Here is a 13,856-nt window from a genome sequence, read left to right as displayed (position 1 = left end):
CTCAGCCCGCCAGGTACGCGTCGTCGAGGACGGTCGCGTTGTAGCGGTTCTGTCGCACATCGCGCAGATTCGCGGTGGCCGGCTGCACGTTGGTCAGCACCGCGAGGTCGATGATGAACTGCCGGTCCAGCAGTGCCTGACTCAGCTCGGCGTAGGCGGCCTTGGCCGCGGCCGAGCGTGCGTCGGTCTGGTTCCAGGCGCGTTGCACGATCTCGGTGTACTGCGGGTCGGTGAACTTCGAGGTGTTCTTGGCCTCGTTGAACGGGTACGCGCTGACCGCGAGCGTGGCGGGCTGGTTGGACGCGAAGCCGTGGGTGCCGGTCCACAGGGCCGGCATCGTCTGGGCGATCAACTGGGCCTGGAACTTGGCCGGGTCCAGCGGTTCGAGGGTGGTCTTGACGCCGACCTGGGCCAGGTCGAACTGCACCATCTGGGCCACCGCCGGGGCGGTGCTCAAGAACGCCAGCGGCAGGTCCAGGCCGCCGCCGTGGCCGGCCTCGGCCAGCAGCGCCTTGGCCCTGGTCGGGTCGTAGGGGTACCGATTCGCGTCCGCGTCGGTGTACACCGGCGAGGTCTTGGGCCAGGGCGCCGCCGAGGCGAGCCCGTAGCCGCCCAGGGCCTGCTTGACGATCCGATCGCGGTTGACCGCGAAGGACAGCGCCTGGCGCACCCGCTTGTCGTCCAGCGGTGCGACCGAGGTGTTCACGCCGAGGTAGATGTTGCCCGAACCCTGGTCGTACTCACGCAGGTTGAACGCCTTGTCCTCGCGCAGCGGCGCGATGTCGCGTCCGCCGAGGCCGGCGGCGAGGTGGCTCTGGCCGCTGCGCAGCGAGGCGATCAGCGCGTCCGGCTGCGGGACCACCCGGATCTCCACCGCGTCCAGATAGGGCCGCTCGGGCACCCAGTACCTCGGGTTGCGTTCCAGTACCAGCGAGGTGCCAGGGGTCCAGGTCTTCCATACGAACGGGCCGGTGCCGACCACGTTCCTGCCGAGCACCGCGTCCTCGACCGACTCCTTGGCGGAGATCACCATGAACTCGAACAGGTCGAAGATGTTCGTCACGGGATGGGCGAGTCGCAGCGTGATCCGATGCGGCGAGTCGATGTCGAAGCCGGTGACGGCCAGCGCGGTTGCCCGCAACTGGGCGCTGCGCTGCGGGTTCTGCAGGTTGCGCACCGCGAACACCACGTCCTCGGCGGTGAACGGGCGGCCGTTGTGGAAGGTGACGTCCTCGCGCAGGGTCAGTGTGATCGCCTTGCCGTCGGGCGCGATCTGCCACGCGGTGGCCAGTTCGGGTTGTGGATCGAGCCCGCCGGGGGCGTAGCGGGTCAGGGTGTTGAAGACCAGCCGATGGATGCTGAAGATCGGACCCTGGGTGAACAGCAGGGCGGGCGTCAGGTCGGCGAGGGTGGCGACCTTGAGCGTGCCGCCGCGCCTGGGCCCGGCCTGTGCCCCGGCCGGCGCCGCCTTGTCCTGATCCACTGCCGAACGGCATCCGGCGAGGCCGAGCAGGGCGGCGCCCGCGCCGATTCCCTGGACGAGCCGGCGGCGGGTCAACGTGTCGGCGAAGGCGGGTGAAACAGACATTCGTGCTCCTGGAAGGCAGGCGTACGCGCATGCCGAACCGCGGCCGGATCGGACGCGAGCGGCATGAGGGCGTGGCAAGGGAGACCGCCGGCGGACCCGGGCAGGGGTCGGCCGTACCCGGTCGGGTGCGGAAAACGGGGGGTATCGCGCGGCGCGGAGCGGGATCAGGTGCGCGTGGGCGCACCGATCGTGTGGGTCACGCGCGGTTCGGGGGTGGTCCTACCGGGAGTGCGGAACTCCGGTCAGCGGACGGGCCGGACGGCACAGATCGCGCTCGCCTGTCGACGAAGGTCGACGTGGCGGCGCGTCACGAGGCTGACGTCACGGTGGTTCACGAAATGGAGAGTCGCAGCCGGCTGCGGCGGCGGTCAACGAACAATTCGCCCGCGTCTCACATCTCGGACGGTGCTGTCACGAAATCGATCAGTTCCTCCACCTTTCCCAGCAGCGCCGGCTCCAGGTCGCGGTACGAATCCACCGCCGCGAGGATCCGACGCCATGCCCGCGGCGGGTCCACCGGCCAGCCGAGCGCCGCGCAGACCCCCTCCTTCCACGGCACTTCGCGCGGTACGTCCGGCCACGCCGCGATGCCCAGCGACGCCGGCCGCACCGCCTGCCACACGTCGATATAGGGGTGTCCCACCACGAGCACCTGATCGCCGGTGACCCGCGCGGCGATCCGGCTCTCCTTCGAGCCGGGCACCAGGTGGTCCACCAGCACGCCCAGCCGCCGACCCGGGCCCGGCGCGAACTCGCGCACCAGCGCCGGGAGATCGTCGACTCCCTCCAGATACTCCACGACCACGCCCTCGATCCGCAGGTCGTCGCCCCACACCCGCTCGACCAGTTCGGCGTCGTGCCGGCCCTCCACATAGATCCGGCCGGCCCGTGCCACCCTGGCCCGGGCGCCCCGGACCGCCACCGAACCCGACGCGGTGCGCCCGGGAGCGCGCGCGGGTCCCGGCGTACGCGGGCGGATCAGGGTGACGACCTCACCGTCGATCGAGAACCCGCGCGGATCCAGCGGGAAGACCCGGAGCCGGCCGTGCCGATCCTCCAGTGTGACGGTGAAGCCCTCGGGGGTCTTCTCCACCCGAACCACCGCGCCGCAGAAGCCGGTGGACACCTCCTCCACCACCAGATCGCGTTCGGCCTCGACCTCGGGGACGGGTTTGTCCTTCTTCCATCCCGGAATCAGCGACTCGGGTCCATAGCTGCGCATGGAAGTGACGCTAGCCGGGTGACGGTACGTCAGTCCGGTACGACGCGCCCTGCGGCGACCTCGGCCAGCCAGAGGTTCTGCCGGATCACGAACTCCTCGTCCACCACCGCGCCGTGCCCGGGCAGCCAGACGCTCGCGTCCAGTGCCCGCACCCGACCCAGCGAATCGCTCCACTCGGCGGCGAACGCGTCCGAGCCGAACACCGGCGGCCCGCTCTCCTCCACCATGTCGCCGGCGATCAGCACACCGCAGTCGGGCACGTGCACGACCACGTCGTGGTCGGTGTGGCCGCGGCCCGGCGCGTACAGCACCACCTCGCGCCCGCCCAGGTCCATGGTCACCGGCTGCTCTCGGGCCACCGCACGCGTCGGCGGCACGATCCGCGCGGCGTTCATCAGGTCCGGGTCGAAGCCGTGCGAGATGCCGCTCGCGCGACCGGCGTCGGCGTACCGCTCCAGGTAGTCCGGCAGGTCCGCGTGACCCCAGATCTCGGCGTCGGGGAAGGCGCGCAGTACCTCGGCGTTGCCGTAGCAGTGGTCGAAGTGACCGTGCGTGTTCACCACCGCGACCACCCGGTCGGGCAATCCGTGTGTGGGCAGCTCGCGGGCCAGCGAGGCCAACAACTCGGCGGCCTCGTGGTCGTGCGAACCGGTGTCCACGAGCAGGATCCCGTCGCGGCCCGTGACGACCGCCACATTCAGCTCCAAGCCGGGCAGCCGGCGGCGCAGGACGCCCGGTGCGATCGGCTCCCAGGTGGCGTGTTTCGGCTGTTCGGCGCGTAGCATGCGTCAACCTTGGCACGGACGCAGGGGTACGGTCCGGATCGGGTGACCCGTACACTGGCACTCGGCGGGACGGAGTGCCAACCAGCGGGACGAACCGCCGCCGACGGGACACGGCAACGGGTGGAAGAACGGGTCAGGGAGGTGCGCACCATGCTCGACGATCGTAAGCAGGACGTGCTGCGTGCCATCGTGCAGGACTATGTGGCGACCCAGGAACCGGTGGGTTCCAAGGCGCTCGCGGACCGACACAATCTCGGGGTCTCCCCGGCCACCATTCGCAACGACATGGCGGCGCTGGAGGAGGAGGGCTACATCACGCAGCCCCACACCAGCGCCGGTCGGGTGCCCACGGACAAGGGCTACCGGCTGTTCGTCGACCGGCTCGCGGGCGTCAAGCCGCTGTCCGGCGCCGAGCGCCGGGCGATCCAGACGTTCCTGGCCGGCGCGGTGGACCTGGACGACGTGGTGGGCCGGACGGTGCGGCTGCTGGCGCAGCTGACCCATCAGGTCGCGGTCGTGCAGTACCCCTCGCTGACCCGCTCGACGATCCGGCACGTCGAGTTGCTCACCCTCGCGCCCACGCGCGTGATGCTCGTGCTGATCACCAGCACCGGTCGGGTCGAGCAGCGGGTGATGGACACGCCGGGCCCGGTCGGCGAGAACCTGCTCGCCGATGTCCGCGCCCGACTCAACAGCCGGATCACCGGCAAGCGGTTCGCCGATGTGCCGTTGTTGGTCCAGGATCTCGCCGAGCCGTTCACCGCCGAGGAACGGCCGATCGTGGCGGGCATCCTGGCCACCCTGCTCGACACCCTGGTCGAGCACAAGGAAGAGAAGGTCGTCCTGGCCGGGACGGCCAACCTGACCCGTTTCGGCATGGACTTCCCGAACACGATCCGCCCGGTCCTGGAGGCACTCGAGGAACACGTCGTGCTGCTGCGCCTGTTGGGCGAGGCGACCGACCCGGGCATGGTCGTGCGGATCGGACACGAGAACATGCACGAAGGACTGGCCGCGACCTCGGTGGTCGCCGTCGGATACGGCAGTGGGCAGGAAACGCTGGCGAAGCTCGGGGTGCTCGGGCCGACCCGAATGGACTACCCCGGAACGATGGGAGCGGTGCGCGCCGTGGCACGGTACGTCGGACAGATCCTCGCGGAGTCGTAGAGTTGGCTACCGATTACTACGAGGTCCTCGGGGTGCGGCGGGACGCCACCCCGGAGGAAATCAAGAAGGCCTTCCGCCGGCTCGCTCGGGAGTTGCACCCGGACGTCAATCCGGACCCGAAGACGCAGGACCGGTTCAAGGAGATCAACAACGCCTACGAGGTCCTCTCGGACCCGCAGAAGCGACAGATGTACGACCTCGGCGGCGACCCGCTGTCCTCCGGGGGCGGCGCGGGCGGCGGCTTCGGCCAGGCCGGCTTCGGCTTCAGCGACATCATGGACGCGTTCTTCGGCCAGGCCAGCCAGCGCGGACCGCGCTCGCGCACGCGCCGCGGCCAGGACGCGATGATCCGCATCGAGATCACCCTCGAAGAGGCCGCGTTCGGCACCACCCGGGAGATCCAGGTGGACACCGCCGTCACGTGCAACACGTGCAACGGCGAGGGCGCGGCCCCGGGTACCTCGGCGCAGACCTGCGACATGTGTCGCGGGCGCGGCGAGGTCAGCCAGGTCACCAAGTCCTTCCTGGGCCAGGTCATGACGTCGCGGCCGTGTCCGCAGTGTCAGGGCTTCGGCACCGTGGTCCCGCACCCGTGCCCCGAGTGCGCGGGCGACGGTCGGATCCGCGCGCGGCGCACGCTCACCGTCAAGATCCCGGCGGGCGTGGACAGCGGCACCCGGATCCAGCTCGCGGGCGAGGGCGAGGTCGGCCCCGGCGGCGGACCGGCCGGTGACCTGTACGTGGAGATCGTCGAGGTTCCGCACACCACCTTCCAGCGGCGCGGCGACGACCTGCACTGCACGGTCACCATCCCGATGACGGCGGCGTCGCTGGGCACCAAGGTGCCGTTGCAGACGCTGGACGGCACCGAGGAGATCGACATCCGCCCGGGCACCCAGTCGGGCCAGTCGATCCCGCTGCACGGACGCGGCATCACCCACCTGCGCGGCGGCGGCCGAGGCGACCTGGTCGTGCACGTCGAGGTGCAGACGCCGAACAAGCTCGACCCCGAGCAGGAGGAGCTGCTGCGCCGGCTCGCCAAGCTGCGCGGCGAGGAACGGCCCTCCGGCCAGTTCACGCCGGGCCAGCAGGGCCTGTTCTCCCGGCTCAAGGACGCGTTCAACGGTCGCTGACCCATGCGCGGCGCGCGCGGGTGTGTCGGTGGGTGAGCCGTGATGTCCCCAGGCGCCGGACGGGCCGAAATCGGCCCGTCCGGCGCTCTGACGAATGTGACGCGGGTTCGGGCCGAGGACACACCCTAGGCTTGACCGGGTGACGCGAGCCGAGCCGTCTTCGAGCAACCGGGGAGCATGATGCCGACCACCACCGACCCCACCCGGCTGACCGCGCTGCCGATCGTGCAGGCGCCGATGGCCGGTGCGGCCGGCTCCGCCCTCGCGGCGGCGGTCACCCGCGCGGGCGGGCTCGGCTTCCTGGCGGCGGGATACCGCTCGGCCGACGCGCTGGCCGCCGAGATCGACGAACTGCGCGCGCTGATCGGCGACGCGCCGTTCGGGGTCAACGCGTTCATGCCGCACCCCGCGCCCACCCGGGCCCAGGACGAGCTCACCCGGCGCTACGCGACCTCGCTGGCCCGGGCCGCCGCGCACTACGGCGGCACCGTCGGCACGCCCGCCCCCGGCTGCGAACGCGACGACTGGGACGCCAAGCTCGCGCTGCTGCTGGCCCACCCGGTCCCGGTGGTGAGCTTCACCTTCGGCCTGCCCGACCCGGACGCGATCACCGCGCTGCGGGCCGCCGGCACGCTGACCGTGGCCACCGTCACCACGCCCGAGGAGGCCCGCGTCGCCGCCGACGCCGGGGTCGACGCGCTGTGCGTACAGGGCGCCGAGGCCGGCGGCCACCAGGGCGGCTTCGCCAACCCCGACGCCCCCGCCCCGTACGGCCTGCTCACCCTGCTCACCCTGGTCGCCGCCGGAACCGAGCTGCCGCTGATCGCCGCGGGCGGCCTGATGACCGGTCGGCAGATCGAGGCGGTGCGGCTCGCCGGCGCGAGCGCCGCCCAACTGGGCACCGCCTTCCTGCGCTGCCCGGAAGCCATCGCCCCCGCCGCGCACAAGGCCGCACTCGCCGATCCGGCCTTCGACCGCAGCGTGCTCACCCGCGCGTTCTCCGGCCGCTGGGCCAGGGGACTGCACAACGGCTTCGTGGCCCGCCACGAAGCCGAGGCCCCCGGGGTCTACCCCTACGTCCATCACCTGGTCTCGCCGATCCGCAAGGCCGCCGCCGCGCGGGGCCAGGCGCACGGCCTGGCCCTGTGGGCCGGTCAGGGCTGGCGCCTCGCCCGCGAGGAGCCCGCCGCCGAGGTGATCAGCCGGCTCGTCGAGGAGATGGCCGCCACCCGAAAGGCAAGTGCTTGAGCGCCCCCGTCTTCCTCGCCCCCGGCGAGGCCATCCGGCACGGCCGGCAGGTCGTCCTGGACGGCGCGGAGGGCCGACACGCCGTCACGGTGCGCCGCCTCGTCGCCGGTGAGCCGATCGTCCTGGCCGACGGCGCCGGACTGGCCGTGCACGGCACGGTCAACCGCACCGAGGGCAAGGACACGCTCTACGTCGACGTCGACTCGCGCACCGAGGAACCCGCCCCCGCGCCCCGGATCGTGGTGGTCCAGGCGCTGCCCAAGGGCGACCGCGGCGAACTCGCGGTGGAGACGATGACCGAGGTCGGCGTCGATGTGATCGTGCCCTGGGCCGCCGCCCGCTGCATCACCCAGTGGAAGGGCGAGCGCGGTGCCAAGGCGCTGGCCAAGTGGCGCTCGACCGCCCGCGAGGCGGGCAAGCAGGCCCGCCGGCTGCACCTGCCCGAGGTCACCGAGCCGATGAGCACCCGTCAGGTCGCGGCACTGCTGGGTGACGCCGCGTTCGCGGGCGTCCTGCACGAGTCGGCCCACGCGCCGATCGCGACCGCCGCCACGCCGACCGAGGGCGACCTGGTCCTGGTGGTCGGCCCCGAGGGCGGGGTGTCCCCGGAGGAACTGGCCGCCTTCGCCGCCGCCGGCGCGAGCGCGTACCGCCTGGGACCGACCGTGCTGCGCACCTCCACCGCCGGCGTCTCGGCCGCGTCCGTCCTGCTGGCCCGATCCGGCCGCTGGAGCTGACGCGTCGGCCGGTACACCTGACTACGATCGGGGGCGATTGCCCGTGATCGACTCGGACCCGATGGAGGCACCCATGGCTGCGGGGGAACCCCAGGCCGACTGCCTGTTCTGCAAGATCCTCGCCGGCGACGTCCCGGCCACGATCGTCCACGAGACCAAGGACGTGGTGGCCTTTCGGGACATCAACCCGCAGGCGCCCACGCACGTCCTGGTCATTCCGCGCGCGCACTACGCCAACGCGGGCGAGCTGGGCGCCGAGGCACCCGAACTGGCAGGTGTCCTGTTCGCCGAGGCGGCGGTCGTCGCAGCCGCGGAGGACCTCGCCGAGGCCGGCTACCGGATAGTCTTCAACACCGGCGCCGGCGCCGGCCAGACCGTCTTCCACGTGCACGCGCACCTGCTCGGCGGTCGCGGGCTGAGCTGGCCTCCCGGTTAGTCGTCGAGTGTCCACCAGGGAATTCGTCGTCCTCGGCACCGCGAGCCAGGCCCCGACACGGCAGCGCAACCACAACGGCTACCTGCTGCGTTGGGACGGCGAAGGGCTGCTGTTCGACCCCGGGGAGGGCACCCAGCGGCAGATGGCGCACGCCGGGGTGGCCGCGCACGACATCACCAGGATCTGCGTCACGCACTTCCACGGTGACCACTGCCTCGGCCTCCCCGGCGTGATCCAACGCATGTCGCTGGACCGGGTCCCGCACCCGGTGACCGCGCACTACCCGGCGAGCGGACAGCGGTGGTTCGACCGACTGCACCACGCGACCGCCTTCCACGAGACCGCCGTGCTGATCGAGCACCCGCTGGCGGGAGAGCACGTCGAACTGCCCGCCGGGCCGTTCACCCTGCAGGCGCGCCGGCTCTCCCACCCGGTCGAGTCGTACGGTTACCGCGTGGTCGAGCCGGACGGCCGTCGGATGGTGCCCGAGCGGCTCGCCGCACACGGCATATCCGGCCCCGACGTGGGCCGGATCCAGCGCGAGGGCCGCGTCGGCGAGGTCACCCTCGAACAGGTCAGCGCGCCTCGCCCCGGGCAGAAGTTCGCGTTCGTGATGGACACCCGGATGTGTCCGGCCGCGGTCGAGCTCGCGCGCGACGCGGACCTGCTCGTGTGCGAGTCCACGTTCGCCGACGGCGACGCCGCCCTCGCCCGTGAGGTCGGCCACCTCACCGCGCGCGAGGCGGCGGAAATCGCCGCCGAGGCGGGCGCGCGCCGGCTGGTGCTGACCCACTTCTCGCAGCGCTACACCGACGTGGCACCGCTCCTGGAGCAGGCCCGGGAGGTTTTCCCGGACACCGTCGCGGCGCACGACCTGGACCGGATCGAGGTCCCCGGGCGGCGGCAGGTGCCGGAATAATCCCCGGGTCCGCCGGGTCCGGAGAGTTACCATTGAGCAGCATCGAACCGCTTCCCGAGCACGGAAATGAGGCGTGATCAGGCCGCCAAGGCCGCCCATGGCTCCCACGACGAACGCGCGAGGCGCGAGCTCCGAGAACACCGCGCGCGAGAGCACGCGCGACACTCCGACCGCGCAGGCCCAGGCGAAGATCACGATCCCCGCCAAGCACCCCATGGTGGCGCTCCTCGGTTCCGGCGACTCGTTCCTGCGAGTGGTCGAGCAGGGGTTCCCCGACGCCGACATCCACGTCCGCGGCAACGAGGTCACCGTCTCCGGCACCGCCGCCGACGTGGCGCTGGTCCGCAGGCTCTTCGACGAACTCCTGGTCATCGTGCGCACCGGCCAGCCGCTCAACGAGGAGGCGGTCGAGCGCTCGGTGGCGATGGTGCGCTCGGGCGACGGGCACGGCCCCGCCGAGGTGATGACCCTCAACATCCTGTCCAACCGCGGCCGCACGATCCGTCCCAAGACGCTCAACCAGAAGAGCTACGTGGACGCGATCGACGAACACACCATCGTGTTCGGCCTGGGCCCGGCGGGCACCGGCAAGACCTACCTGGCGATGGCCAAGGCGGTCCAGGCCCTGCAGTCCAAGCAGGTCACCCGGATCATCCTGACCCGCCCGGCGGTCGAGGCGGGCGAGCGGCTCGGCTTTTTGCCCGGCACGCTCTACGAGAAGATCGACCCGTACCTGCGCCCGCTCTACGACGCGCTGCACGACATGATCGACCCCGACTCGATCCCGCGCCTGATGGCCGCCGGCACCATCGAGGTGGCCCCGCTCGCCTACATGCGCGGCCGTACGTTGAACGACGCGTTCATCATCCTGGACGAGGCGCAGAACACCTCGGCCGAGCAGATGAAGATGTTCCTGACCCGGCTGGGCTTCGGCTCGCGCATGGTGGTCACCGGCGACACGACCCAGGTCGACCTGCCCGGCGGCACCCAATCGGGGCTGCGCGTGGTGCAGGAGATCCTGCGTGGCGTGAACGACATCGCATTCTGCCGCCTCACCAGCGAGGATGTGGTCCGACACAAGCTCGTCGGCCGGATCGTGGACGCCTACGCGCGCTACGACATCCGGGTCGAGGCCGACGGTCACGCGAACGGCGACTCCGGCAACGGTGGCATGCCCGGGTCGCGTGGTCGGCGGCAGGCCGAGAAGAACGGTCGGGGCAAGCACACCGTGAACATGCAAACAGTGGAACGGGAAGTGAACTGAAGGCCATGTCCATCGACATCGCCAACGAGTCCGGCACGGGGGTGGACGAACACGCGATCGTGGACGTCGCCCGGTGGACGCTGGACCGTATGCGCATCCATCCACTGGCGGAACTGTCCGTGGTCATCGTGGACGAACCCGCGATGGAACAACTGCACATCCAATGGATGGACCTGCCCGGTCCGACCGACGTGATGTCCTTCCCGATGGACGAACTGCGTCCGGGCAAGGCCGACGAGGACCCCCCGCAGGGGTTGCTCGGCGACGTCGTGCTGTGTCCGACCGTCGCGCAGCGCCAGGGCGCGGCGGCCGGCCACTCCATGGACGACGAACTGCACCTGCTCACCGTGCACGGCGTGCTGCACCTGCTCGGCTACGACCACGCCGAGCCGGACGAGGAGCGCGAGATGTTCGCGATCCAGAAGGAGTTGCTGGAATCCTGGCGGGAGGCCCGTCGCGCCGCGGGAGACCGCGGATGATCCCGCCACCGGATACATCCGCCCCGAGCCGGAACCGGCACTGGGGCGGCAGTGCCCGCTGACAGCGTGCTGCAACTCGTGGTCGGCGCGGTCGTGCTGGTCGTCGTGGCCGGCCTCTTCGCCTGTCTGGAGACCGCCCTCTCGCGGATCTCGCGAGTCCGCGCCGAGGAACTGGTCCGCGAGCAACGCCGGGGCGCCAAGCGCCTGTTGACGGTGGTTCAGGACCCCGCCCGATATCTCAACCTGGCCCTGCTGGTGCGGGTCGCGTGCGAGGTGTCGGCGGCCGTCCTGGTCACCGTCGTGTGCGTGGACGACTTCGCCGAGACCTGGCAGGCGGTGCTGGTCACCATCGGCATCATGGTCGTGGTGTCCTACGTCGCGGTCGGGGTGTCCCCGCGCACCGTCGGCCGCCAACACCCGGTCAGCGTGGCCACCATCGGCGCGCCCGTGCTGTTCGGACTCGCCCGCGTGCTCGGGCCGCTGCCGAAACTGCTGATCCTGCTGGGCAACGCGCTCACGCCCGGCAAGGGCTTTCGGGAGGGGCCGTTCGCCTCCGAGGCCGAACTGCGCGCGTTCGTCGACCTGGCCGAGAAGGACTCGCTGATCGAGGACGACGAGCGCGAGATGTTGCACTCGGTGCTGCAACTGGGCGACACCATCGTGCGCGAGGTGATGGTGCCCCGACCGGACATGGTCTTCATCGAACGGCACAAGACGCTGCGCCAAGCGATGTCGCTGGCGCTGCGCAGCGGTTACTCGCGGATCCCGGTGATCGGCGAGAACGAGGACGACGTGGTGGGCATCGTCTTCCTCAAGGACCTGGCCCGGCGCAGCACGACGGGCGATCCCGGCTGGGCCAAGGAGCGAGTCGACTCGATCATGCGCGCCGCGACCTTCGTGCCGGACAGCAAGCCGGCCGACGACCTGTTGCGCGAGATGCAGGCCGACCGCACGCACATGGTCGTGGTGGTCGACGAGTACGGCGGCACCGCCGGGCTGGTCACCATCGAGGACATCCTCGAGGAGATCGTCGGCGAGATCACCGACGAGTACGACACCGAGACCGCGCCGGTGGAGCAATTGCCCGACGGCACCTTCCGGGTCACCGCCCGGCTGCCCGTGGACGAGCTGGGCGAGCTGTTCGGCCTGGAACTCGACGACGAGGACGTGGAGACCGTCGGCGGTCTGCTCGCCAAGGCGCTCGGCCGGGTGCCCATCCCGGGCGCGACGGCCGTGGTCGAGGGCCTGCGGCTGATCGCGGAGAGCCCGTCGGGCCGGCGCAACCGGGTCGGCACGATCGTGGTCGGCCGGGCCGAGGCGGGCCGGGACGACCCGTCGACCGCCGACGCACGTGCCGAGGCCGATCGCCACCGATGACGGGCCCTCGTGTGGGCCGCCGCCTCGGGTGCGGCCCCGGCACGTCGGCGAGTTAGGGTGTGCCGGCACCCGTACCGCGCCGAACAGGAGAGCCCCCGTGAGCGCCGAGACGCCCGAGTTCGCCGTCGACCCCGAGGACGCCAAGCTGGTCACCCTGGCCCGGGCCACCAGGGCCCGCAACGGGGCGAGCGAGGGCGCGGCCGTGCGCGACGAGACCGGACGCACCTACACGGCGTCCACGGTCGCGCTGCCCTCGCTGGAGCTGTCGGCGCTGCGCACGGCCGTCGCGATGGCGGTCGCGGGCGGCGCGCGTGGTCTGGAGGCGGCGGCGATCGTCGGGGCCGCGACCACCGGGGCCGCGGTGACCGAGGCCGACCGGGCCGCGGTGCGCGATCTCGGCGGCGCCGGTACGCCGATCCTGTCGGCCGGCCCGGACGCGGCCGTGCGCGCCGTCACGACCGTTTGAGGTCCGGTCCACCACCGCCCGAGGCCGGTTTCGGACGACGGCCACACCCGCGACGCAAGGAACGCTCGCGTCTTGAGCGACAATGTCACCCATGAGTGATCGCCCTAACCCCTCCGCGCCCGTCCACCGCTCGGGCTTCGCGTGCTTCGTGGGCCGCCCCAACGCCGGCAAGTCCACCCTGACGAACGCGCTGGTGGGCACGAAGGTGGCGATCACGTCGGGCCGCCCCCAGACCACCCGCCACACGGTGCGCGGCATCGTGCACCGGCCCGACGGCCAGCTCGTCCTGGTGGACACCCCCGGCCTGCACAAGCCGCGCACGCTGCTCGGTCAGCGGCTGAACGACCTGGTCCGGGCCACCTGGGCGGAGGTCGACGTGATCGGCTTCTGTATCCCGGCCGACCAGAAGGTCGGCCCCGGCGACCGGTTCATCGCGGCCGAACTGGCCGAGGCAAAGCGCACGCCCAAGGTCGCGATCGTGACCAAGACCGACCTGGTGGATCAGCAGACGCTGGTCCAGCAATTGCTCGCGGTGCAGAAGATGGGCGAGGACGTCGGCATCGAGTGGGCCGAGATCATCCCGGTCTCCGCCGTCGGCGACAGCCAGGTGACCCTGGTCGCCGACCTGCTGGTGCCGCTGCTGCCGGCGGGCCCGCCGCTGTACCCGGACGGCGAGCTCACCGACGAGCCGGAGATGGTGATGGCCGCGGAGCTGATCCGCGAGGCGGCCCTGGAGGGCGTGCGGGACGAGCTTCCGCACTCCCTCGCGGTGGTCATCGAGGAGATGATCCCGCGCGAGGACCGCCCCGCGGACAAGCCGTTGCTCGACGTGCACGCGAATCTCTACGTCGAACGGCCGAGCCAGAAGGCGATCGTGATCGGGCACAAGGGCGCGCGGCTCAAGGATGTGGGCACGCGCGCCCGCAAACACATCGAGGCGCTGCTTGGGACGCCCGTTTACCTGGACCTTCACGTGAAGGTGGCCAAGGACTGGCAGCGCGACCCCAAGCAGCTGCGCAAGCTCGGGTTCTGAGC

General features: G+C 71.4%; 15 protein-coding genes. 11 read left to right on the top strand and 4 right to left on the bottom strand.

All coding sequences use genetic code 11. The features are described from left to right. Nucleotide 1 precedes the first annotated feature (1 nt). The 4 genes from A3IC_RS0126945 to A3IC_RS0126935 all read right to left on the bottom strand — a co-directional run bounded on the left by A3IC_RS0126945 (nucleotide 2) and on the right by A3IC_RS0126935 (nucleotide 3,595). Nucleotides 2–1,588 (bottom strand): ABC transporter substrate-binding protein, encoded by a 1,587-nt coding sequence (locus A3IC_RS0126945; RefSeq protein ID WP_020553182.1) that lies wholly within the window; start codon nucleotides 1,586–1,588, stop codon nucleotides 2–4. A gap of 242 nt (nucleotides 1,589–1,830) precedes the next feature. Further along, on the bottom strand, nucleotides 1,831–1,923 hold the full coding sequence (locus A3IC_RS73665) for a putative leader peptide (RefSeq protein WP_355531453.1): 93 nt from the start codon (nucleotides 1,921–1,923) through the stop codon (nucleotides 1,831–1,833). A 56-nt stretch (nucleotides 1,924–1,979) separates the two neighbouring features. Then, complete coding sequence (locus tag A3IC_RS0126940; RefSeq protein ID WP_020553181.1) at nucleotides 1,980–2,810, bottom strand: DUF3097 domain-containing protein; 831 nt, start codon at nucleotides 2,808–2,810, stop codon at nucleotides 1,980–1,982. Between the two features lie 29 nt (nucleotides 2,811–2,839). Beyond that, nucleotides 2,840–3,595 (bottom strand): MBL fold metallo-hydrolase, encoded by a 756-nt coding sequence (locus A3IC_RS0126935; protein ID WP_020553180.1) that lies wholly within the window; start codon nucleotides 3,593–3,595, stop codon nucleotides 2,840–2,842. A gap of 150 nt (nucleotides 3,596–3,745) precedes the next feature. Here A3IC_RS0126935 and hrcA point away from each other — a divergent pair, with 150 nt between their 5' ends. From hrcA to era, 11 genes are all read left to right on the top strand, one after another. Then, nucleotides 3,746–4,762, top strand: coding sequence for a heat-inducible transcriptional repressor HrcA (gene hrcA / locus A3IC_RS0126930; protein ID WP_026218791.1), 1,017 nt, complete (start codon nucleotides 3,746–3,748; stop codon nucleotides 4,760–4,762). A gap of 2 nt (nucleotides 4,763–4,764) precedes the next feature. After that, nucleotides 4,765–5,895: a molecular chaperone DnaJ gene (gene dnaJ, locus A3IC_RS0126925; protein ID WP_026218790.1), complete on the top strand. Its 1,131-nt coding sequence runs from the start codon at nucleotides 4,765–4,767 to the stop codon at nucleotides 5,893–5,895. A gap of 180 nt (nucleotides 5,896–6,075) precedes the next feature. Next, entirely contained in the window at nucleotides 6,076–7,143 is a 1,068-nt protein-coding gene (locus tag A3IC_RS0126920) for an NAD(P)H-dependent flavin oxidoreductase (RefSeq protein WP_086018486.1), read from the top strand. Next, nucleotides 7,140–7,880, top strand: a complete 741-nt coding sequence (locus A3IC_RS0126915) for a 16S rRNA (uracil(1498)-N(3))-methyltransferase (protein WP_020553176.1) — start codon at nucleotides 7,140–7,142, stop codon at nucleotides 7,878–7,880. Before A3IC_RS0126920 ends, A3IC_RS0126915 begins: the two co-directional genes overlap by 4 nt. A gap of 73 nt (nucleotides 7,881–7,953) precedes the next feature. Next, nucleotides 7,954–8,316, top strand: a complete 363-nt coding sequence (locus A3IC_RS0126910) for a histidine triad nucleotide-binding protein (protein ID WP_040877240.1) — start codon at nucleotides 7,954–7,956, stop codon at nucleotides 8,314–8,316. 7 nt (nucleotides 8,317–8,323) lie between these two features. After that, nucleotides 8,324–9,235 carry a ribonuclease Z gene (locus A3IC_RS0126905; protein WP_020553174.1) on the top strand — a complete coding sequence of 304 codons (912 nt, stop codon included), beginning with the start codon at nucleotides 8,324–8,326 and terminating at the stop codon, nucleotides 9,233–9,235. A gap of 97 nt (nucleotides 9,236–9,332) precedes the next feature. Further along, the gene (locus A3IC_RS0126900) at nucleotides 9,333–10,499 is read left to right on the top strand and encodes a PhoH family protein (RefSeq protein WP_020553173.1); all 1,167 of its coding nucleotides are present in this window, start codon (nucleotides 9,333–9,335) and stop codon (nucleotides 10,497–10,499) included. 5 nt (nucleotides 10,500–10,504) lie between these two features. Next, nucleotides 10,505–10,978 (top strand): rRNA maturation RNase YbeY, encoded by a 474-nt coding sequence (gene ybeY / locus A3IC_RS0126895; RefSeq protein WP_020553172.1) that lies wholly within the window; start codon nucleotides 10,505–10,507, stop codon nucleotides 10,976–10,978. Between the two features lie 51 nt (nucleotides 10,979–11,029). After that, the gene (locus A3IC_RS0126890; RefSeq protein ID WP_245599511.1) at nucleotides 11,030–12,355 is read left to right on the top strand and encodes a hemolysin family protein; all 1,326 of its coding nucleotides are present in this window, start codon (nucleotides 11,030–11,032) and stop codon (nucleotides 12,353–12,355) included. A 97-nt stretch (nucleotides 12,356–12,452) separates the two neighbouring features. Further along, complete coding sequence (locus A3IC_RS0126885; RefSeq protein WP_020553170.1) at nucleotides 12,453–12,821, top strand: hypothetical protein; 369 nt, start codon at nucleotides 12,453–12,455, stop codon at nucleotides 12,819–12,821. An 82-nt stretch (nucleotides 12,822–12,903) separates the two neighbouring features. After that, complete coding sequence (era, locus tag A3IC_RS0126880; RefSeq protein ID WP_079026692.1) at nucleotides 12,904–13,854, top strand: GTPase Era; 951 nt, start codon at nucleotides 12,904–12,906, stop codon at nucleotides 13,852–13,854. Nucleotides 13,855–13,856 lie beyond the last annotated feature (2 nt).

It is taken from the genome of Embleya scabrispora DSM 41855 (assembly GCF_000372745.1).
GTDB classification, from domain to species: domain Bacteria; phylum Actinomycetota; class Actinomycetes; order Streptomycetales; family Streptomycetaceae; genus Embleya; species Embleya scabrispora.
Note: the sequence above shows the minus strand (reverse complement) of the source record. Positions and strands in the feature narration are given on the sequence as shown.

Excerpts from the sequence above, each read along its gene's own strand:
- era (WP_079026692.1), top strand. The coding sequence starts at position 12,904 with ATGTCACCCATGAGTGATCGCCCTAACCCCTCCGCGCCCGTCCACCGC.
- A3IC_RS0126920 (WP_086018486.1), top strand. The coding sequence starts at position 6,076 with ATGCCGACCACCACCGACCCCACCCGGCTGACCGCGCTGCCGATCGTG.
- hrcA (WP_026218791.1), top strand. The coding sequence starts at position 3,746 with ATGCTCGACGATCGTAAGCAGGACGTGCTGCGTGCCATCGTGCAGGAC.
- A3IC_RS0126935 (WP_020553180.1), bottom strand. The coding sequence starts at position 3,595 with ATGCTACGCGCCGAACAGCCGAAACACGCCACCTGGGAGCCGATCGCA.
- ybeY (WP_020553172.1), top strand. The coding sequence starts at position 10,505 with ATGTCCATCGACATCGCCAACGAGTCCGGCACGGGGGTGGACGAACAC.
- A3IC_RS0126910 (WP_040877240.1), top strand. The coding sequence starts at position 7,954 with ATGGCTGCGGGGGAACCCCAGGCCGACTGCCTGTTCTGCAAGATCCTC.
- A3IC_RS0126900 (WP_020553173.1), top strand. The coding sequence starts at position 9,333 with ATGGCTCCCACGACGAACGCGCGAGGCGCGAGCTCCGAGAACACCGCG.
- A3IC_RS0126940 (WP_020553181.1), bottom strand. The coding sequence starts at position 2,810 with ATGCGCAGCTATGGACCCGAGTCGCTGATTCCGGGATGGAAGAAGGAC.
- A3IC_RS0126945 (WP_020553182.1), bottom strand. The coding sequence starts at position 1,588 with ATGTCTGTTTCACCCGCCTTCGCCGACACGTTGACCCGCCGCCGGCTC.